The sequence below is a fragment of the Pseudomonas khorasanensis genome (assembly GCF_014268505.2).
GTDB lineage: Bacteria > Pseudomonadota > Gammaproteobacteria > Pseudomonadales > Pseudomonadaceae > Aquipseudomonas > Aquipseudomonas khorasanensis.
Window position 1 is genome coordinate 352,833 of record NZ_JABWQP020000004.1, and the last position, 19,209, is coordinate 372,041.

Annotated in this window: 18 protein-coding genes; 8 read left to right on the top strand and 10 right to left on the bottom strand. The window is 62.0% G+C overall.

Annotated elements, in window-relative coordinates; all coding sequences use genetic code 11:
- Positions 1 to 15: 15 nt before the first annotated feature.
- Positions 16 to 957, bottom strand: coding sequence for a Flp pilus assembly protein CpaB (cpaB, locus tag HU727_RS13050; RefSeq protein WP_186531550.1), 942 nt, complete (start codon positions 955 to 957; stop codon positions 16 to 18).
- A gap of 339 nt (positions 958 to 1,296) precedes the next feature.
- Between cpaB and HU727_RS13055 the strand changes: the two genes are divergently transcribed.
- From HU727_RS13055 to HU727_RS13065, 3 genes are all read left to right on the top strand, one after another.
- Complete coding sequence (locus HU727_RS13055; protein WP_186531952.1) at positions 1,297 to 1,503, top strand: Flp family type IVb pilin; 207 nt, start codon at positions 1,297 to 1,299, stop codon at positions 1,501 to 1,503.
- Between the two features lie 111 nt (positions 1,504 to 1,614).
- Positions 1,615 to 1,827 carry a Flp family type IVb pilin gene (locus tag HU727_RS13060; protein WP_110603764.1) on the top strand — a complete coding sequence of 71 codons (213 nt, stop codon included), beginning with the start codon at positions 1,615 to 1,617 and terminating at the stop codon, positions 1,825 to 1,827.
- Positions 1,828 to 1,898: 71 nt separating this feature from the next.
- Positions 1,899 to 2,306 (top strand): response regulator, encoded by a 408-nt coding sequence (locus HU727_RS13065; protein ID WP_110603763.1) that lies wholly within the window; start codon positions 1,899 to 1,901, stop codon positions 2,304 to 2,306.
- 498 nt (positions 2,307 to 2,804) lie between these two features.
- Here HU727_RS13065 and HU727_RS13070 read toward each other — a convergent pair whose 3' ends face one another.
- The 4 genes from HU727_RS13070 to HU727_RS13085 all read right to left on the bottom strand — a co-directional run bounded on the left by HU727_RS13070 (position 2,805) and on the right by HU727_RS13085 (position 8,693).
- Complete coding sequence (locus tag HU727_RS13070) at positions 2,805 to 4,475, bottom strand: ShlB/FhaC/HecB family hemolysin secretion/activation protein (protein ID WP_186531549.1); 1,671 nt, start codon at positions 4,473 to 4,475, stop codon at positions 2,805 to 2,807.
- A gap of 133 nt (positions 4,476 to 4,608) precedes the next feature.
- On the bottom strand, positions 4,609 to 6,180 hold the full coding sequence (locus HU727_RS13075; RefSeq protein WP_186531548.1) for a collagen-like triple helix repeat-containing protein: 1,572 nt from the start codon (positions 6,178 to 6,180) through the stop codon (positions 4,609 to 4,611).
- Positions 6,181 to 6,483: 303 nt separating this feature from the next.
- On the bottom strand, positions 6,484 to 7,338 hold the full coding sequence (locus HU727_RS13080) for a MaoC family dehydratase (protein ID WP_186531547.1): 855 nt from the start codon (positions 7,336 to 7,338) through the stop codon (positions 6,484 to 6,486).
- Between the two features lie 2 nt (positions 7,339 to 7,340).
- A complete protein-coding gene (locus HU727_RS13085) occupies positions 7,341 to 8,693 on the bottom strand; it encodes a 3-oxoacyl-ACP reductase (protein ID WP_186531546.1) in 1,353 nt (450 codons plus the stop codon).
- Between the two features lie 257 nt (positions 8,694 to 8,950).
- Between HU727_RS13085 and HU727_RS13090 the strand changes: the two genes are divergently transcribed.
- From HU727_RS13090 to HU727_RS13100, 3 genes are all read left to right on the top strand, one after another.
- Positions 8,951 to 10,228, top strand: coding sequence for an acetyl-CoA C-acetyltransferase (locus HU727_RS13090; protein ID WP_186531544.1), 1,278 nt, complete (start codon positions 8,951 to 8,953; stop codon positions 10,226 to 10,228).
- Between the two features lie 263 nt (positions 10,229 to 10,491).
- A complete protein-coding gene (locus tag HU727_RS13095) occupies positions 10,492 to 11,388 on the top strand; it encodes a PA4780 family RIO1-like protein kinase (protein WP_186531542.1) in 897 nt (298 codons plus the stop codon).
- Between the two features lie 268 nt (positions 11,389 to 11,656).
- A complete protein-coding gene (locus tag HU727_RS13100; protein ID WP_186531540.1) occupies positions 11,657 to 12,865 on the top strand; it encodes an MFS transporter in 1,209 nt (402 codons plus the stop codon).
- Here the strand turns inward: HU727_RS13100 and cueR are convergent.
- From cueR to HU727_RS13115, 3 genes are all read right to left on the bottom strand, one after another.
- Complete coding sequence (cueR, locus tag HU727_RS13105; RefSeq protein ID WP_186531538.1) at positions 12,819 to 13,232, bottom strand: Cu(I)-responsive transcriptional regulator; 414 nt, start codon at positions 13,230 to 13,232, stop codon at positions 12,819 to 12,821. The genes HU727_RS13100 and cueR overlap by 47 nt on opposite strands.
- On the bottom strand, positions 13,229 to 15,622 hold the full coding sequence (gene cueA, locus HU727_RS13110; RefSeq protein WP_186531537.1) for a copper resistance metal-translocating P1-type ATPase CueA: 2,394 nt from the start codon (positions 15,620 to 15,622) through the stop codon (positions 13,229 to 13,231). Before cueA ends, cueR begins: the two co-directional genes overlap by 4 nt.
- Before the next feature lie 190 nt (positions 15,623 to 15,812).
- Complete coding sequence (locus tag HU727_RS13115; RefSeq protein WP_186531535.1) at positions 15,813 to 16,196, bottom strand: hypothetical protein; 384 nt, start codon at positions 16,194 to 16,196, stop codon at positions 15,813 to 15,815.
- Between the two features lie 148 nt (positions 16,197 to 16,344).
- Here HU727_RS13115 and HU727_RS13120 point away from each other — a divergent pair, with 148 nt between their 5' ends.
- Positions 16,345 to 16,542, top strand: coding sequence for a heavy-metal-associated domain-containing protein (locus tag HU727_RS13120; RefSeq protein ID WP_186531534.1), 198 nt, complete (start codon positions 16,345 to 16,347; stop codon positions 16,540 to 16,542).
- Positions 16,543 to 16,629: 87 nt separating this feature from the next.
- Positions 16,630 to 17,826 (top strand): multidrug effflux MFS transporter, encoded by a 1,197-nt coding sequence (locus HU727_RS13125; protein WP_186531533.1) that lies wholly within the window; start codon positions 16,630 to 16,632, stop codon positions 17,824 to 17,826.
- 6 nt (positions 17,827 to 17,832) lie between these two features.
- Here the strand turns inward: HU727_RS13125 and HU727_RS13130 are convergent, their stop codons facing one another.
- The gene (locus HU727_RS13130; RefSeq protein ID WP_186531532.1) at positions 17,833 to 18,006 is read right to left on the bottom strand and encodes a hypothetical protein; all 174 of its coding nucleotides are present in this window, start codon (positions 18,004 to 18,006) and stop codon (positions 17,833 to 17,835) included.
- Between the two features lie 149 nt (positions 18,007 to 18,155).
- Positions 18,156 to 19,169, bottom strand: a complete 1,014-nt coding sequence (locus HU727_RS13135; RefSeq protein WP_186531531.1) for a zinc-binding alcohol dehydrogenase family protein — start codon at positions 19,167 to 19,169, stop codon at positions 18,156 to 18,158.
- Positions 19,170 to 19,209: the final 40 nt, after the last annotated feature.

Genomic DNA, 19,209 nt, shown 5'->3' on the forward strand with positions numbered 1-19,209 from the left:
TGAATCCTTGCGCAGTCATGGGGTTTGTTGGCTGATCTGATTGCCGCGAATGATCTCCACCGCTGGCCGTGGCGCAGCGCCGGCATTGGCGGTGGACGGTGCTCTTTGTGCGCTCCCCATAGCCAGTTGGGTGAACTGGAAAAGCTGGCTGTTGGCGCGGTCCAGGTGCGCGGGCGATTGCGCTTCGCCGGCCCAATATTTAGCCAGTCGTTGCTCTTCGCTGCTGCGCACGGCCAGGCGCAAGGTGCCGACCTGAGTGGCGAGCATCAGGCGACTGAGCAGTTGCTCCGGCACCGCCAGCACCACGGTGCGGGCGGCGATCCGGCGTTGATCCTGTTTGAGTTTTTCGTCTGCGTTGAGGTTGGGCGATGCCGGTTGACCGTCGTTGGTCAGGCCGTATTGATCGCCGACGCCGAGCACGCGCAAGGCCGGGACGGCGATTTGTGCCGATTGCTGCAGGTTGCTCGCATCCTCGCGCAGGTAAATCAGCACATCGACGTAATCGCCTGGCAGCAGTTGCCCGGCGGCACCGATCACTTCATCCACGGCCACGGTCAGCGCGCGTTCGTCGCTGCGAATCATGCGCGCCAGCGCGCCGCCGGCCTGGAAGCTCTCGTCGCTGAGCCAGGTGCCGGCGCTGAGGTGGCGCCAGGGCGTGCGGCCAACGGCTTGCTCGACCGTACTCAAACTGCCGGCCGGCGCGCTGCGCAGTTTTTCCACGGCCACATCGGCAGCGGTCAATGCTGTGAACGGCGGCACGTCGCGGACCAGCACCACCACAGGCTGGCGAGTCTGGTCTTCGGCAATCGCGACAGTTTTTTCAACAGACACTGCCGGAGCAGCGGGTGCCTCGGCGACTGGGGCCGGTTGACGGCTTAAGACCAGGCCCCAGTAACCGAGAAAAACGGCGCCGAGCAACAGCAATGCTGCAAGGCCCATGGTGATGCGACTGTTCATGACGGCTCTCCCTTTCCTGCTGCACAACCGATTGCATTGCATTGCTCGTGAGAGGCGTACTGATTCGGCAGCTGAACATGCAACTATTTCGCTATTTCCAAGCTAGCTGATCCAAGCAAAAACGCCATTAATGACAGGCAAATAACCCACCAAAGTATGGGTGTTGGCCAATTAACAGTCGGAAATGGCCGAGACATGGCGGGATTAATGCTTTGTGATTAATGCGTTCTTACAGTTGTTGGGCGGGGGTTTGTTGACAATGCTCAGGTGGCACGGTGGAACCATGCCGCGGTAGTGATGTCGGCGCCAGAGGCGCGAAGGAGTTGACCTATGTTTCGTATGACTTTCGATTATCTGATAGCCAAGGCTCGCGCGTTTGCCGGCAGCGAAGAAGGCGCTTCGGCGATTGAGTATGCAATTGTGGTGGCGATGGTTGCGGTTGTCGCCGTAGTTTTCGTGACACCGATCGGGGCAAAGGTGCTGGCGATTTTCAACTCGGTACTGACCTCGCTGGGCGGTACAGCGCAAGTGCGTCCGACCACTTGATGGCTATCTCTCTTCATGTTCGGTGTCTGTGCGTAAGTGACAGGTGCGCCCAGGCATTGACAGGACCTCCGTTTGCCAGCGTCCGACCATATCGGCGCGAGGAGAATATCCATGCTGCTTGATTATTTGCTGACGCGGGTTCGAGCATTTCTAGCCAGCAGTGACGGTGCCTCCGCCATTGAATATGCAATTGTCGTGGCGATGGTTGCTGTGGTGGTCGTGGTGTTTGTGACACCGGTTGGCGCGAAGGTACTGGCGATTTTCAACAGTATCCTGGTGTCGCTCGGTGGCACCGCGCAGACGGCTCCGGTGCAGACGCCCTGATTGAAGTGCCGGTCGCGTCTGGCCAACGGCGCGCTACACTGAGATTTACTTTCAGTATTTCGGGGCTGCCCATGAATTCTCCCTCGCTGCCGCGCCAACAGTTGCTCCTGGTTGACGATGAAGAGGACGCGTTGCTGGAGTTGGCGGAGTTGCTGGAGGGGGAGGGGTTTGTCTGTCATACCGCGACGTCGGTGAAACTGGCGTTGCATCTGCTGACCCGGCATCCGGATATTGCGTTGGTCATTACTGATCTGCGCATGCCGGAGGAGTCGGGCATGTCGTTGATCAGACGGCTGCGTGAGCATACGTCGCGCGAGCATTTGCCGGTGATTGTGATGTCGGGGCATGCCGATATGGAGGATGTCAGCGACATGTTGCGGTTGCAGGTGCTGGATCTGTTTCGCAAGCCGATTTATCACGTGAGGTTGTTGGAGACTCTGGATAATTTGTTTCCCAAGCCTCGGGTTCAGGCCGGGTGAACTCGGCGGCCTTTGGGCCGACCGTGTTGGTGGGGGTTTGGGTGAATATCCGTTTTTTTCGGTGCTGCGGCTGGCGGTTTCGCCCTTACGGCGAGTCACTTTGGCAAACGCCCCAAAGTAACCAAAGGTCTGTGCCCTGACGTTCGGCCCGCTCGCTGGGGCTCGGGGTTCCTTCGCTCCGGGATCGATCCGGGCGCAGCGGCTCCGGTTTGCTTCGCTGCACCTACACTCGCTGTGTACGACTGCGTCGTACGGTCGCTGCGCTTCCACGCCTGGATCAATCCCTCCACTCAGCCTGCCGACGGGCTCCGAGATCAAGATCAAAAGCTACTCGAGCTTGCGCTCATTGTGTTGAGTGGTGAAGAGCGGGCGCTTTGTGCTTTCGTTTTTTTGTGGGAGGGAGTCTGCTCGCGATGATGGACTGCCAACCAACCCTGTGGGAGCTGGCTTTTGCGGTGTTTTGCAAATTTGAGAACGCCGCCTCCACTGGCATGCCCCCTACAACTGATAACTGAAACTGATGCTGTACCGAGGCTTGCGGTTAAACGTGTCCAGGGCTTCATCGGACATGGCCTTCGCCACTTCCAGCGCGATGTTGTAGTACTTGGCGTCGCCGAAGCGCAGGCCGACGGCGGTTGATGACAGGTTGTTGGCCTGCACCGGCAGTTGGTTGAACCAGCTGCGCGAGCGGTCGAGTACCACGTAGGGTTGCAGGATGCGCACCCAGTTGCCGTCGCGGTTGAAACTGTAGTTGACCTCGTAAGCCACGCCCCAGCCCTTGTCGCCCGAGGCCTGGTCGTCCGGGTAGCCCCGTCCGAAATTCTGCCCGCCGAAGACCGCGCGCTCGCTGTCGGGCAAGGTGTCGTCGCTCCAGTACAGCGCCGCCGAGAGCACGCCTTGCCAGTTGTCGAAGAATTTGTCGCTCTGCACGCCCGACAGTCTTACGCGAAAGAAATCGAGGTCGATGTCGTCGTAGTTGGTGTCTGCGCCGAGGCTGTCAAAGCCCTGGTAAACCCCCGCGCTGAGGATGCGCAGTTGGCGGGCATCGGCCTTGCGCCAGTCACCTTCGAAAGCGAGGGCGCGGACGTCGGTGCGCAGTTCGGTGCTGAACGGGAAGTTGACGCCGTCGTAGCGCGTCCTGTCATCAACCGCGTATAGGCGCGAGCCAGCGGTCAGCAGTTCATTGGCAGAGGCGATCAAGGGCATGCTGAAGCCGATCGAGTAGCGGTCGTTTTCACGATGGGTGCTCAGGCGTCCGCCACCGCCGATCAACACTTCGGTGTCGGGATCGGCGCGGTAACGCGAGGCCGAGACGTTAAGTTGCGTGCCCTCTGCATCGAGGAACTGGCTGTAGTCGAGACGGTAGTAATGCTCTTTGTCATCCCCCGGTGGAAACAGTCCGCTGAGGCTCAATTGTTCGCCCATTGAGGTCTGCGAGTTGCTGCTGATACCGAGCAGGGCCTGTGGGCCGTTGCGGTTGTCTTCGGTGGTGCTCAGGGTGCTGGTGAACGGTTTGCGGCTGGCTTGGGCGATCAGGGTGGTCGCGCCATCGGTGGTGCCCGGCGGCGGCACCTGCGCCTCAATCGTTACGCCGGGAATGCGGCTCATCAGCGTGGTGTAGCGCTCGAACGTCTTGCGGGTCAGCGGGCGTTCGGCCTGGATTTTTGCCGCGAGTTTGTCGAGCAGGCCTTTGACCCGACCGATGTCGCCCTGCATCTGGATATCTCGCACATACCCTTCAACCAGCACTACCCGCGCCACGCCGTCATCGAAGTTCTGTTGCGGCAAAAATGCGTAGGACAACAGGTACCCGTCCTGCTGATAGCGCCGGGTGATAGTGCGTGTGGCTTCGATCAGCTCGGCAAGGCTGGCCTGACGGCCTATCAGGGGTTTGTAGACTTCGGCCAGTTCGTTGAGCGGATAGATCGTGCCGCCTTCGATTTGTACCGTCTTCAAATTGACCCTGGTTTCCATCAGCAAAGGCTGCGCGGCAGTCGCGCCGGGATCCGGTACTTGCAGCGGCGCCGCGCTCGGGCGATAGGCGTCGGCCGGCAGGTTCGGTACGGGCAGGTTGCGGAGGGTTTCGTTGCTGTTGAGAAAACTGGGCAAGGTGTCGGCGAGGGCTGCGGAACTGAGGCTGAGGCACAACAAGGACGCGATCGCGCGCATGGGACACTCCGTGGTCAGGTCGCAGCTATGGGGCTGTTGTTCCTAAGAAAAAAGCGGAAGACTCGTGGGAATCTTCCGCCCTCAACCAAGCGTAGGCGCTGTAGGTAAGGCCGTCGAATCGGCCAGGTGCAATTTAACGTTTGTTGCCGCCCAGAGTGCCGGTCAGGCCACCGAGGACACCGCCCAGGCCACCGGTTGCCGTGCCACCGCCGGCGGTGCCGCCGTTGACCAGGCCGCCGACCGCCGCCACGGTGCCGCCGACATTGGTGACCAGACCGCCGACGGCGGTGGTGACCGGATTGTTGGTTGCAGCAATCGCCCCGCCGAGGCTGCCCACTGCAGCGCCCACCTGACCGGTGAGGCCGGCAACCGGCGTGCCGAGACCGGTAGCAGCGCCGACTTGCTGGGTCACGGTGGTCACCGCGCTGGTGACTGGATTCAAGCCGGCTCCCACTGCGGCGCCAACGCTCGCCAATGGCGAGGTGGTTGCGGTGATCGGTGTACCCGAGCCACCGAGCACGGTATTGAGCGAAGCGATTGTGTTGCCCAGCCCGCCAGCGGTGACGCCACCTGCACTGACCACGCCGCTGGTGCTGCCGGCATTCAGGCCGGTGCCGACGTTGACCACCGCACCACCGACGGTTTGCAGCAGACCGGTGCCACCCAGGCCGCCGCCGATTCCGCCAATCCCGCCAGTGCCCGAGCCGGTGCCATTAGACACCAGGCCGCCCGCTTTGCCAGCCGCAGTGCCGGTGTTGCTCAGGGCGCCGCCGAGGGTGTTGGTCAAGGCATTGCCGTTGCCAGCGTCAGTCACCTTGCCGCCCAGGCTGTTGACGGTGCCGCCGACTTTCGAAATCACGCCTTTGAGCGGATCACCCAGACCGGTGGCATCGCCAATTTTGTCGGTGGTGCTTTCAACCATCGCAATCACCGGCACCAGGCTGCTGCCGACCTTGTTGGTCAACTGACTGGTCGGGCCGTTGCTGAGTGTGGTGTTGAGTGTGTCGCCGAGCATGGTGACTTTTTCGCCGACGCCATCGAGCAGCGGCGCGACTTTGGTGACCACGCCGCCCACTACGGGCACGCTGCCGGTCGCTGTACTCAGTTTGCCGCTGAGGTCAGACACGCCATCGCCAACATCCGAAACCACGCCGCCGACCGAGGCCACGGTGGTGGTCAGGCCTCTGGGGTCAGTGGCCAGTTTGCCGATACCGTTGGTGACGCCATCGCCCAGGGTGCTGACGACGTTGCCGGTGGTGTTGGCCACGCTCTGCACGATACCGCCAGCCAGGGGAACGGTGCTCAGCGAATCACCGATCTGACCCACGCCATCGCCGACACCGCTGACGGTCTTGCCAACATCCTGCACCAGGGTGGTGGTGACCAGCGAAGGTACGGCCGGATTGGTCGGATCTGTCGGATTGGTCGGGTCCGTTGGGTTCGTTGGATCGGTAGGGTTGGTGCCACCGCCGGTACCGCCACCGGTGCCGCCAGTCCCCCCGGTTCCGCCTGTGCCTGCGGTGTCACCGCCGCCAGTTCCTCCACCCGCGCCACCGCTGCCATCGGTACCCGCCGTGCCGTCCGCCGTCGAGCTGCCCGAGCTGCTGCGATGACCGCCGCCGCCACTGCTGCAGCCGGCGAGGCCAACAGAAAGAATCAGTGCCAGCGCAATTGCCGATTTGGACCACATCACTTGAGTTTTCATGATTGAGATTCCTGCACCTGTCACAACGTTACGTTGCCTTCGATGGCTCGCCGATCTGTCGTCGGCGATGCCTCGTCCGTGGCTGTAATCTCAGTCGATGGCGGGTTTTACACCATTCTCAAGTTGGTATTAACGCCTTTATATACAAGGCGAAGCGCAGTGCCTAAGGACTAATACCCAAGTGATAAACGCGCAAAAAAAAGCCTTGGAATTCAAGGCTGGAAATAGTGCGGAAGTCAGGGCAGGGCGAGGAAAAACTTAAGTGATATACACACAATTAAAGTGTTTTTCCCCCCGCAAGGGTCAGGCGATTGGCTGCCACTGGCCGACCATATGCTCCAGATCGCTGGCACCCGTCAGGCGCAACTCACCGCTGGAGCCCGCCGCACTGGCGAGCAATGTGACTTCGCTGGGCAGGCGCACCGGCTTGCGAAAGTGCACGGCGATTTCCAGATTGGCTTTGGGCAAGTGATCGGCGAGCGCTGCCAGCGTGCGTGCCTTGTTCCACAAACCATGAGCGATTGCGGTAGGGAAGCCGAACAGTTTTGCGCTTGCGGCACTCAGGTGAATCGGGTTGTAGTCGCCGGAGACTTTCGCGTATTGGCGACCGATGTCTGCCGGCGCTGTCCAGCGCGCCACTTCCAGCAAATCCAGTGACGGCTCCCAGTCCCGAGCAAGCGCCTCGCCCTCAAGTTTCACGCCGCGACAGAGCATCTGGCTTTCCGCTTCCCACAACGGCCCGAGTTGATCGTCCAGGGTGGTCAACAGATCGAACGTTGCGCCTTTGGGGTGCGGCTGCAGATTGCGTACGCGCACGCTGACCTGCGCGCGGCTGATCGCGCCCATCGGCCGCAGCACGCGGATTCGGTTGCTCAAGTGAATCAGCCCGAGCAGCGGAAACGGAAAATCCCTGGCGGTGAGCAACTGCATCTGCAAGGCGAAGGCGAGGATGTGCGGATAGGTCGGCGGCAGCAAACCGTCATCGACGAAACCGCAGACCTTGCGGTAAGCCGCCAGCCGTTTGCCGTCGATATCGACCCAGCAGCGCAGACCGCTGCCGGGCAACTGCGTGCCGGTGATCTTGCGTCGTAGCGCCGCCCGCGAGTAGAGCCCCGGCAGACTCGGTTCGCGATCCAGCGTGTGCCATTCGATGCTCATGCTCAAGCCCCCAACACGCTTTGGCCGCAGACGCGCAGCGCCTGGCCGGTAAACGCGCCGCTGCCCGGTTGCGCCAGCCAGGCGACCGCTTCGGCGACGTCCTGCGGCTGGCCGCCCTGGCCGAGCGAACTCATGCGTCGGCCGGCTTCGCGCAGCCCGAAAGGGATATGTGCGGTCATTTGGGTTTCGATAAAACCGGGCGCGACGGCATTGATGCTGATGCCGCGTTCCAGCAGTGTCGGTGCCCACGCCTGGGCCAGACCGATCAGCCCGGCCTTGCTCGCTGCGTAGTTGGTCTGCCCGCGATTGCCGGCGATGCCGCTGATCGAAGCGAGCAGGATGACCCGCGCGTTGTCGCGCAAGGTGCCGCTGTCGAGCAGGGCCTTGGTCAGCACCTGCGGGGCGTTGAGGTTGACGGCCAGCACCGCATCCCAGAATTCCGGGGTCATGTTGGCCAGGGTTTTGTCGCGGGTGATGCCGGCGTTGTGCACCAGAATGTCAAGGCCCTCGGGCAGGTGTTCGATCAATTGCGTGGCGGCGTTATCGGCGCAAATGTCCAGGGTGATGGCGCGACCGCCGAGGCGGGCGGCGAGGGCTTCAAGGTCGGTCTTGGCCGGCGGCACGTCGAGCAAGATAACGTCGGCGCCATCGCGCGCCAGGGTTTCGGCAATCGACGCGCCAATGCCGCGCGCGGCGCCGGTAACCAGTGCCTTGCGCCCGGCCAGTGGACGAGTCCAGTCGGTCACTGGCGTGTCGCATGCTGTCAGGCGAATCACCTGCCCGGACACGAACGCGCTTTTCGGTGAGAGGAAAAACCGCAGCGGGCCTTCCAGCTGGTCTTCGGCACCTTCACCGACATGGATCAGCTGCAACGTGCCACCGCTGCGCAGTTCCTTGGCCAGCGAACGCGAGAACCCTTCGAGCGCCCGTTGCGCACTGGCAGCAAACGGATCGCGCAGGGTTTCCGGCGCGCGGCCAAGAATCGCCAGGTGCGCGCTGTGATCAAGATTCTTCATCAAGGGCTGGAAGAACTCGCGCAGTTGTTTGAGCTGATCGGTGTGCTGCAGGTCGCTGGCATCGAACACCACGGCTTTTAGTTTCGGGCCGTGTCCGGGAATCCACGCGGTGGCCAGCGACGGCTCGGTGCCGTAGCTGTAAATCCCATCGGTGAGGCGATTGGCGAACGCGCCGATCCGTTCGGCCAGCGGCCCGCCGCCGATCAACAAGGCGCCTTCGATCGGGCGCAGGCGCCCTGCCTGCCAGCGTTCCAGCCGAACCGGCGACGGCAGGCCCAAGGCCCCGACCAGGCGATGGCCGAGGGATGAGTTGGCGAAGTCGATATAGCGGTCAGACATGGAACGCTCTCCAGAAGTTGGGGTTCAAAGGGTGGACTGTCCACGGCAATCAATCGTTCGATCGGCGCAATAAGGCCTACGCTTGAACACTCAGGTTTAGCAGGTCTTGCAGATAAATGCGGTTCATGTGGGAGCGAGCCTGCTCGCGAAGGCGCTGTATCAGGCGCTGAAGAGGCTGAATGTGCCGCCCTCTTCGCGAGCAGGCTCGCTCCCACAGGGATTGGGCAAATTTCGACCATTTGGAACAGGAGTTATTCATGACCCAGCTGCGCCGCGTCGCGATCATTGGCGGTAACCGCATCCCTTTCGCCCGGTCCAACGGGCCGTACGCCACGGCCAGCAATCAGGCGATGCTCACCGCCGCGCTTGAGGGCCTGATTGAGCGCTACAACCTGCATGGCCAGCGCATCGGCGAAGTGGTCACCGGCGCGGTGCTTAAATTGTCACGGGATATGAATCTGACCCGCGAATGCGTGCTTGGCTCACGCCTGTCTCCGGCAACCCCGGCCTATGACATCCAGCAAGCCTGCGGTACCGGTCTGGAAGCCGCGTTGCTGGTGGCCAACAAGATCGCCCTCGGCCAGATCGACTGCGGCATCGCCGGCGGTGTCGACACCACGTCGGACGCGCCGATCAGCGTCAGCGAAGGCTTGCGCAAGATCCTTCTGCAAGCCAACCGCGCCAAGAGCACGGGCGACAAGTTGAAAACACTTTTGCAGTTGCGCCCCAAGCACCTGGTTCCTGAATTTCCGCGCAATGGCGAGCCGCGCACGGGTCTTTCCATGGGGCAGCATTGTGAGTTGATGGCGCAGACCTGGAACATCCCCCGCGAAGAGCAGGATCAACTGGCCCTGGAAAGTCATCACAAACTCGCCGCCTCCTACAGCGAAGGCTGGCACAACGATTTGATGACGCCTTTTCTCGGCCTGACCCGTGACAACAATCTGCGCCCGGACCTTACCCTGGAAAAACTCGCCACGCTGAAACCGGCGTTCGAAAAAAGTGCCAGCGGCACGCTGACGGCGGGCAACTCCACGCCGCTCACCGATGGCGCTTCGGTGGTGTTGCTCGGCAGTGAGGAATGGGCCAGAGAGCGCGGCCTGCCGATCCTTGCGTACCTGCGCGACGGCGAAGCGGCGGCGGTGGATTTCGTCAACGGCGCCGAAGGTCTGTTGATGGCACCGGTCTACGCCGTGCCACGCTTGCTGGCGCGCACCGGCCTGAGCTTGCAGGATTTCGATTACTACGAGATTCATGAAGCGTTCGCCGCGCAGGTGTTGTGCACGCTCAAGGCCTGGGAAGACCCGCAATACTGCAAGACCCGCTTGGGGCTGGAGGCGCCGTTGGGCTCGATTGACCGTAGCCGACTTAACGTGAAAGGCAGTTCGCTGGCGGCGGGGCATCCGTTTGCCGCGACGGGCGGGCGAATTGTGGCGAATCTGGCGAAGCTGCTGGATGCGGCCGGCAAGGGCCGGGGCCTGATTTCGATTTGTGCGGCGGGCGGGCAGGGCGTTACCGCGATCATCGAACGCTGAACACGATCCCCTTAGGCCTTCGCCTGCAGGGGCGCCGTGGCATGTCAGATTCTGTCGCAAATGCCCTTGCCGGCCGATACCAATCAATGCCACGGTCTCGGCTATGATTCACCTCGGTCGCTGCGGGTTGATCGTGATTGATCCGGCACAGTGTGTGCATCCTCAAGGTTCACAGGTCGGCACCCCCTCCCCGTCGGGCGAGGATTGCCGTATAACGAGTGACATTCGCGTGTTTGGTAATAAAGGACCCACAATAAAAGCTGATGAAGACTCCAAAACGCATTGAACCCCTGATCGAGGACGGTCTGGTCGACGAAGTGCTGCGCCCACTGATGAGTGGCAAAGAGGCAGCTGTTTATGTAGTGCGCTGCGGCAATCAGTTACGTTGCGCCAAGGTCTACAAGGAGGCGAATAAACGCAGTTTCCGCCAGGCGGCCGAGTATCAGGAAGGCCGCAAGGTTCGTAACAGTCGTCAGGCCCGGGCCATGGCCAAGGGCTCCAAGTTCGGTCGCAAAGAGACCGAGGACGCCTGGCAGAACGCCGAGGTCGCCGCGCTGTTTCGGTTGGCCGGTGCCGGTGTCCGGGTTCCCAAACCGTATGACTTCCTCGACGGCGTGCTGTTGATGGAACTGGTGGCCGACGAATTCGGTGAAGCCGCGCCGCGTCTGAACGATGTGGTGCTGGAACCGGATCAGGCGCGTGAATATCACGCGTTCCTGATTTCCCAGATCGTGCTGATGTTGTGTACCGGTCTGGTGCACGGTGACCTCTCGGAGTTCAACGTGCTGCTGACACCAACCGGCCCGGTCATCATCGATCTGCCGCAAGCGGTCGATGCGGCGGGCAACAATCACGCGTTCAGCATGCTTGAGCGCGATGTTGGCAACATGGCCTCGTACTTCGGCCGTTTCGCGCCGGAGTTGAAGAAGACCAAGTACGCCAAGGAAATGTGGGCGCTGTACGAAGCCGGTATCTTGCACCCCAACAGTGTGCTGACCGGCGAGTTCGATGATCCGGAGGACCTGGCCGATGTCGGCGGGGTACTGCGCGAAATCGAAGCGGCGCGCCTGGACGAAGAGCGCAAGCAGGCGATCCGCGCGGCGGACGACGAGCCCAAGGGCAAGTCGCAAGAACCACCGCCGCCGCCATGGATGCAGTGATTGTCTGATCAGAAACCCGGCTTCGGCCGGGTTTTTTGTGTCGTTGCGTGCGCTGCCCCTCACCCCAGCCCTCTCCCGAGGGAGAGGGAGCCGATCTCCATCCTTTTCAGAATCTGCATTCAGCTCGGTCTTCCAGGTCGGCGTAATTCTGCCAAGCGACTCGGTCAGTCCCCTCTCCCTCTGGGAGAGGGTTAGGGTGAGGGGCTTCTACATTCTGGCGAATTCGCGTCTACTGTTGTCCGCCCCGACCCACACTCAAGGACTGAATGTGACCACTGCGCGCAATACTCACCTGATCGTAACCGCCCGCTTGATCTCCGATTTCGGCGCCTTCCTCAATATGGTCGCGCTGGCCACGTATGTTTATCTTTTAAGCAACAGCGCCATGAGCGTCGGCATCTTTCTCGCCAGTCGTGTCGGTGGCGGGATTTTCGCCAGCCTGATCGGCACACGGTTCTACCGGCGCTGGCAGGGGCGCACGCCGCTGATCGCTTTTGACCTGTTGCGCGCCACCCTGCTGGGGCTATTGCTCATCACGCCCGCCAGTCAGCAGGCATGGCTGTTGCCGGTGATTGCCTTCGGGCTCGGTCTGGGTAATTCGATGTTTGCCATCGGCCTCAACAGCCAGTTGCCGCGCTTGATCGAGCCGGCGCAGTTGCTCAAGGCTAACGCCTGGATCACTTCGGCCTCTTCAGCGGCAATGGTCGGCGGCAGTCTGGTGTCGGGATTACTGGTGGCCGCTTTTGGTTTCGAAACGGTCTTCGCCCTGAATGCCTTCACCTATCTGCTGGCGGCGCTGCTTATCGTGCCGTTGCGCTTTGAAAAGACTGACATCAACCAGCAACCGGAACGCGGCGAATGGGTCGCGCTCAGGCAGGGCTTGCGTTCGGCGCCAGTGGTGGCGGCGATGCTTGCGGTGACGATGGCCGACACCTTGGGCAGTGCCGCACACAACGTCGGGTTTCCGATCATCTCGAAACTGCTCACGCCGCAAGCGGCAAGCACAACGCTGGGCCTGGCCCTTGCGGTATGGGCCTGCGGCAAACTGCTCGGCGCGCGCATCGCCAGCGGCCTCAAGGGTTCGGAAAATAGCCATCTGGAGCGCCGGTTTTTCTTTGGCGTGGCGCTGATGTCGTGCGGTTTCATCCTGATGTTCCAGCAACACAGCCTCTACGGTCTGCTGCTGTTTGCACTGCCGGCCGGGCTCGGCGACGGGGTGTCCGAAGTCAGCCTGATGTCACGTCTGCAACGCGAACCCGAGGCGCTGCGTCTGCCGATCTTCAGCGTTTTGACGCTGCTGCAGATGACCGGTTTCGGCATCGGCATGCTCATCGCCGCGCCGTTCTATACCTGGTGGGCGCCGGGTGCCGTGGTCATGCTGTTTCACGGCATTCCCCTCGGCACCTTGTGCGTGGTGAGGCTGTTGGCGTTCAAGCGCGGGCGGGTTGCGCGCAACAGCCCGACGCCAGTTCCTTGAGGATCGGGCAGTCCGGGCGATGGTCGCCGCTGCAGTGCTCGACCAGGTCCTGAAGGGTGTCGCGTAACTCGCCCAGCTCGCGAATCTTCTGGTTCAGCTCGTCGATGTGCTGCCGTGCCAGTGCTTTCACATCGGCGCTCGCGCGTTGGCGATCCTGCCAGAGGGTCAGCAGCTTGCCGACTTCTTCCAGAGAAAAGCCCAGATCCCGCGAGCGCTTGATAAACGCCAGGGTGTGCAGGTCGTCGCTACCGTACACCCGGTAACCGCTGTCGGTGCGATGGGCTGCCTTGAGCAAACCGATCGACTCGTAATAACGGATCATTTTTGCGCTCAGGCCACTCTGCCGGGCCGCTTCGCCGATGTTCATCGGTGTTCCTCCAGGTCCTTGGGTTTCCAGGTTTTCAACAGTAGCGCATTGCTCACCACGCTGACGCTCGAGAGCGCCATTGCCGCACCGGCCAGCACCGGGTTGAGGAAGCCAAACACCGCCAGCGGAATGCCGATCAGGTTGTAGACGAACGCCCAGAACAGGTTCTGGCGGATCTTCGCGTAGGTCTTGCGGCTGATCTCCAGCGCCGCCGGCACCAGTCGTGGATCGCCGCGCATCAGCGTGATGCCGGCGGCGTGCATGGCCACGTCGGTGCCACCGCCCATGGCGATGCCAATGTCTGCGGCGGCGAGGGCCGGGGCGTCGTTGATGCCATCGCCGACCATGGCGACCACGCCGGTTTTCTTGAGCTCGGCCACGGTCGCGGCTTTGTCGGCCGGCAGCACTTCTGCGTGGACATTGTCGATGCCCAGCGCCTCGGCCACTACACGTGCGCTGCCACGGTTGTCCCCAGTCAGCAGGTGGCTGTGGATACCCCGGGCGGCCAGTTGTTGCACCGCTTGCAGTGCACCGGGTTTCAGCGTGTCTCCAAAGGCAAACAAACCCAGCACTTTTGGCTCGGGGCTTTGTTCGATTAACCATGACAGCGTGCGGCCTTCGCTTTCCCAGGCTGCGGCGGACTCAGCCAGGTCACCGGCATTCAAGCCGCTTTCATCGAGCATCCGTCGATTGCCCAGCGCCAGACGCCGGCCGTCAAGCGTGCCGGCAATGCCACGACCGGTCAGCGACTGGCTGTCGCTGACGTTGGGCACGTTCAAGCTTCGTTCGGCCGCTGCGTCCAGCACGGCTTTGGCCAGCGGGTGTTCACTGCCGCGTTGCAGCGCACCGGCGAGCGTCAGCAGGTTGTCCTGGTCACCATCGACCGCACTGAAGTGGGCAATACGCGGCGTGCCCGACGTCAGCGTTCCGGTCTTGTCGAACACCACGCTGCTGACTTCATGGGCACGTTCCAGTGCTTCGGCGTCCTTGATCAGAATGCCGTGGCGCGCCGCGACGCCGGTCCCGGCCATGATCGCGGTCGGGGTGGCGAGGCCGAGGGCGCATGGGCAGGCGATCACCAGAACGGCGACGGCGTTGATCAATGCGATTTCCAGCGAAGCGCCATACAGCCACCAGCCAATCAGCGTCGCCAGGGCAATCAGCAACACGGTCGGGACAAAGATCTGGCTGACCTTATCCACCAGTTTCTGAATCGGCGCTTTCGCCGCCTGCGCGTCCTCCACCAGACGGATGATCCGCGCGAGCACGGTTTCGGCGCCCAGCGCCTGCGTACGCACCAGCAAGCGTCCTTCGCCATTGATGGCGCCGCCGGTGACTTTGTCGCCCGGTTGTTTGGGCACTGGCAGGCTCTCGCCGCTGATCAGCGCTTCGTCGGCATGGCTCTGGCCTTCGACGACTTCGCCATCGACCGGGAAGCGTTCGCCGGGTTTGACCAACACCAGATCATTGAGGCGCAGCGCGCTGATCGCAACGTCTTGCTCATGGCCGTCGATAACCTGAATCGCGCGCTCCGGCCGCAACGCTTCCAGCGCGCGAATGGCGCTGGCGGTCTGGCGTTTGGCGCGGCTCTCCAGATATTTGCCGAGCAACACCAACGCGATGACCACTGCGGAGGCTTCGAAGTACAGATGGGGCATGCGTCCGGCGGCGGTGGCCCATTCGTACAGACTCAAGCCGTATCCGGCACTGGTGCCGAGAGCGACGAGCAGGTCCATGTTGCCGGCCCCGGCGCGCACGGCTTTCCATGCCGCCACATAAAAGCGTGCGCCGAAGATGAATTGCACGGGCGTGGCGAGGGCGAATTGCGCCCAGGCGGGGAGCATCCAGTGAATGCCGAACGGCTGCAGCAGCATCGGCAATACCAGCGGCAGGGCAAGTGCAATTGCGCAGATCAGCGCCCAGCGTTCGCGTTGCAGGCGTTTTTGCTGATCGTTTGATTGTGGCCGTTCGGCTTGCCAGACGCTGGCGGAATAACCGGCCTTGCTCACCGCATCAAGCAGGTTTTGCGCATCGACCTGACCGAGCAACTCGATATGCGCACGTTCATTGGCGAGATTGACGCTGACGCTGTTCACACCGGGGACTTTGTTCAGGGCGCGCTCGACGCGGCCGACGCAGGAAGCGCAGGTCATGCCGTCGATGCTCAATTCGAGGGTTTGCCGGGGCACGCTGTAACCGGCGCGCTCAACAGCCTCCATCAACGCTGGCAAACTGTCGCCGGGTGCCTCTACCCGAGCCTGCTCGGTGGCGAGGTTGACGCTGACGGCGCGGGCGCCGCTGACTTTGCTCAAGGCTCGCTCGACACGCCCCGCACAACTGGCGCAGGTCATGCCGGCAATCGGCAGATCGAACGTGATGGATTCGGACATGGGGCGCGCTCCCTGTAGTAGATGTCTACAAGGATCAACCTTGCCATGCGGGCAAGGTCAAGCACCAGTTTGCGGTCAGATCGTTCCCACGCTCCGCGTGGGAATGCAGCCATGGACGCTCCGCGTCCCGAGCGTGACGCTTCGCGTCACAGGAGGCATTCCCTCGCAGAGCGTGAGAACGATTTGGGGCTCAATAACCCAGGCCGGCCGGCTTGAGGTACGCACCTTCAGCATTCATCGCCAACCGGAACTTCAGCACATCGCCGGCATGCAGCACGACTTCCTGCGAGCCCGGCGCCAGCATGCCGGGACTGCAGCCCGGCGCCTGGCCCGGCAGCAGTTTCAAGCGCAGCGAAACCTTGCCCGGTGGCAGGTTGAATGAAGTGCTCTGCTCCTGAAACAGGCGCGCCGAGAGCTGATCCTGAATGTAGACACCGATCTCGCACGAGGTCGCCACTTCCAGGCGCTCGCGGGAAATGATCAGTACTGCGTAATCCTCGCCGGCAGCTTGCACCTGAGGGATGGCGGCAAACAGGCTGAGGAAGCCAAACAGGCTGAAAGCTGACCAGCGCATGGCTGAATCTCCTGAATTCGAGTCATTGATGTACGCAGCTTGGCCGAGCGCGGCGCTGATTGCCAGCCCGGCAGTGTTGCGCAGAACTTGACCTTGCCATCGTGGCAACCTTGACACTGCTGGCAATCTCACTCAAAGGAGTCTTCCCATGCAAGTGTTCAACGTTCAAGGCATGTCCTGCGGTCACTGCGTCAAAGCCATTACCCAGGCGGTGCAGGCCATGGATCCGGCGGCCAGTGTGCGCGTCGATCTGGCCAGCAAGGAGGTTGGTGTCGAAAGCGGGCTGAGTGCCGATCAGGTCATCGAAGCCATTCGCGAAGAAGGTTATGAAGTGAAGCTCGTCTGAAACTGATCGTTAGCGAGCTATCGGAATGTTCAAGGCGTCCGGGCGCGGCTAGACTGTCGGGCTGCAACTTGCCCACCTGGATGCCTGATGAATTTTCGTACCATTCTGATACTCGGCGCCTTGAGCGCCTTCGGTCCGCTGGCGATCGACTTCTATTTACCCGCGTTTCCATCCATGGCGCTGGCGTTCGGTACCGATGAGCAGCATGTACAGCTGACGCTGGCGGCTTACTTCCTCGGCCTGTCGCTGGGTCAACTGGCCTACGGCCCCATTGCCGACCGTTTCGGGCGACGGATTCCGCTGCTCAGCGGCGTCGGCCTGTTCACCCTGGCGTCCTTGGCCTGCGCCTACGCGCCCAATCTGGAATGGCTGATTGGCGCACGTTTCGTCCAGGCGCTGGGTGGCTGCGCAGGCATGGTCATTTCCCGTGCCGTGGTCAGCGACAAGTGCGACGCGGTGGGGTCGGCGAAAGTCTTTTCCCAGCTGATGCTGGTGATGGGCCTGGCACCGATTCTGGCGCCGATGCTTGGTGGTCTGCTGGTCAACACCACCGGTTGGCAATCGATCTTTCTGGTGCTGACCGGATTCAGCGCGCTGGCGGGTCTGGCGGTGGCGCTCGGTCTGCCGGAAAGCATGCCGGCAACTATGCCGCGCCAGCCTTTGTCCGGTGCACTGCGTCAGTACACGCGGCTGGTCAAGGATTCTGTCTACCTCGGTCATGCCTTGACCGGCGGCATCGCCATCGCCGGGATGTTCGCCTACATCGCCGGTTCACCGTTTGTGTTCATCAAGCTTTACGGCGTACCGGCCGAACATTTTGGCTGGCTGTTCGGCACCAACGCGGCGGGCTTTATTCTGGTCGCGCAGGTCAATGCGCGCCTGCTCGCCAAGCGTGGCCCTGCGTTTTTGCTGGTGCGTGCGGTGTGGGTGTATTTCCTGGCGGGGCTGACGCTGCTGGCGGTCGGCGCGATGCGTCCTGAAGCGTTGTGGCCGTTGCTGATTCCTTTGTTCATTTGCATCGCCAGCCTTGGTTGCATCATTCCCAATGCGTCGGCCTGTGCGATGAACGGCCAGGGCGCGCGGGCCGGCAGCGCATCGGCAATGCTCGGGTGCCTGCAATTCAGCATCGCCGCTGGTGCAGCGGCGTTGGTGGGGGTTTTGCACGACGGCAGCGCCGTGCCGATGGCGTTGGTCATCAGCCTGTGCGGGTTGCTGGTGGTAAGCGTCGCGCTGCTCACCCGGCGCTTGCAGAACGCCCGGGCGCTGGCGCAAGCCCCAGGTTGAAGAACGTCAGCCAGCAGCGCGCTGCTGGCTGAGTTCGGGGATTCGATGGGGTGCGCAAAGTCGCGCTTCGAGGGTGCGAGTGAAGGCCAGAGCCTCGGCTTCGCTGCGAAAAGTTACGACGTGCTGATCCAGGCGAACCTGCCATTGGGACCTTGCCACTTCTTTTATCAGGATCTTCATTGCTGACCTCCCTTGTGTAAAAGATGTATCGCAGAGGCTTCGATTGTAGACCTCAATACGCGTGCAATTGTGACAACGGGCAGGCAACTGACTGACGGCAAAAACCTCGCCGCCGCTCTGGCATAAGCAGCGGCTGCGAGGTTTTATTTTTAGAAACCTTCTAAAACAATTTTTCCCTTGGCCTTGCCGCTCTCCAGCAACTCATGGGCGCGACGCAGGTTGGCCGCATTGATCGTGCCGAAGTGCTCGCCCACGGTGGTCTTCAAGGTGCCGGCATCGATCAGTTGCGCGACGCGGTTTAGCAGCTTGTGCTGCTCGATCATGTCGGGTGTTTCGAACAGCGAGCGGGTGTACATGAACTCCCAGTGCAGCGACAGGCTCTTGCGCTTGAGCAGGCCGATGTCGAGCGACTTCGGATCGTCGATCAGCGCCAGTCTGCCTTGCGGCACCAGAGCTTCGACCAATTGCGGCAGATGCTGATCGGTCTGGGTCAGGCTGGCGACGTGGGTCACGTGTTCAATGCCGGCGCGTTTCAATTCTTCGCTCAACGGCTGGCTGTGGTCGATGACCAGGTCGGCGCCGAGTTCGCTGACCCAGTCACGGGTCTGCTCGCGGGAGGCGGTACCGATCACCTTCAACCCCGTCAGTTGCTTGGCCAATTGCGTGAGAATCGAACCCACGCCGCCCGCTGCGCCGACGATCAGCAGGCTTTGACCTTCGTCGGTACTGCCTTCACGAACTTGCAGGCGTTCAAAGAGCAGTTCCCACGCGGTGATGGCGGTCAGCGGCAGGGCGGCGGCGTCGGAAAAACTCAGGGTCCTGGGCATATGGCCGACGATTCGCTCGTCGACAACATGCAACTCGCTGTTGCCGCCCGCCCGGGCAATCGAGCCGGCATAGAAGACCTTGTCGCCAGCCTTGAACAGCGTGACGTCGCTGCCAACCGCCTTGACCACACCCGCGACGTCCCAGCCCAGCACCTTCGCCGCGCCGTTTTCCGGCGCCACGTTCTGCCGGACTTTGGTATCGACCGGATTGACCGAGATGGCTTTGACTTCCACCAACAGGTCACGGGGGCCGGCGACCGGTTCAGGCAGCTCGATGTCTTGCAGGGACTTGGGGTCGCTGATTGGCAGGGAAGCGTAATAGGCGATGGCTTTCATGGGTGTCTCCGTACAGTTATTGGAAGAAAGGATCAGGCAT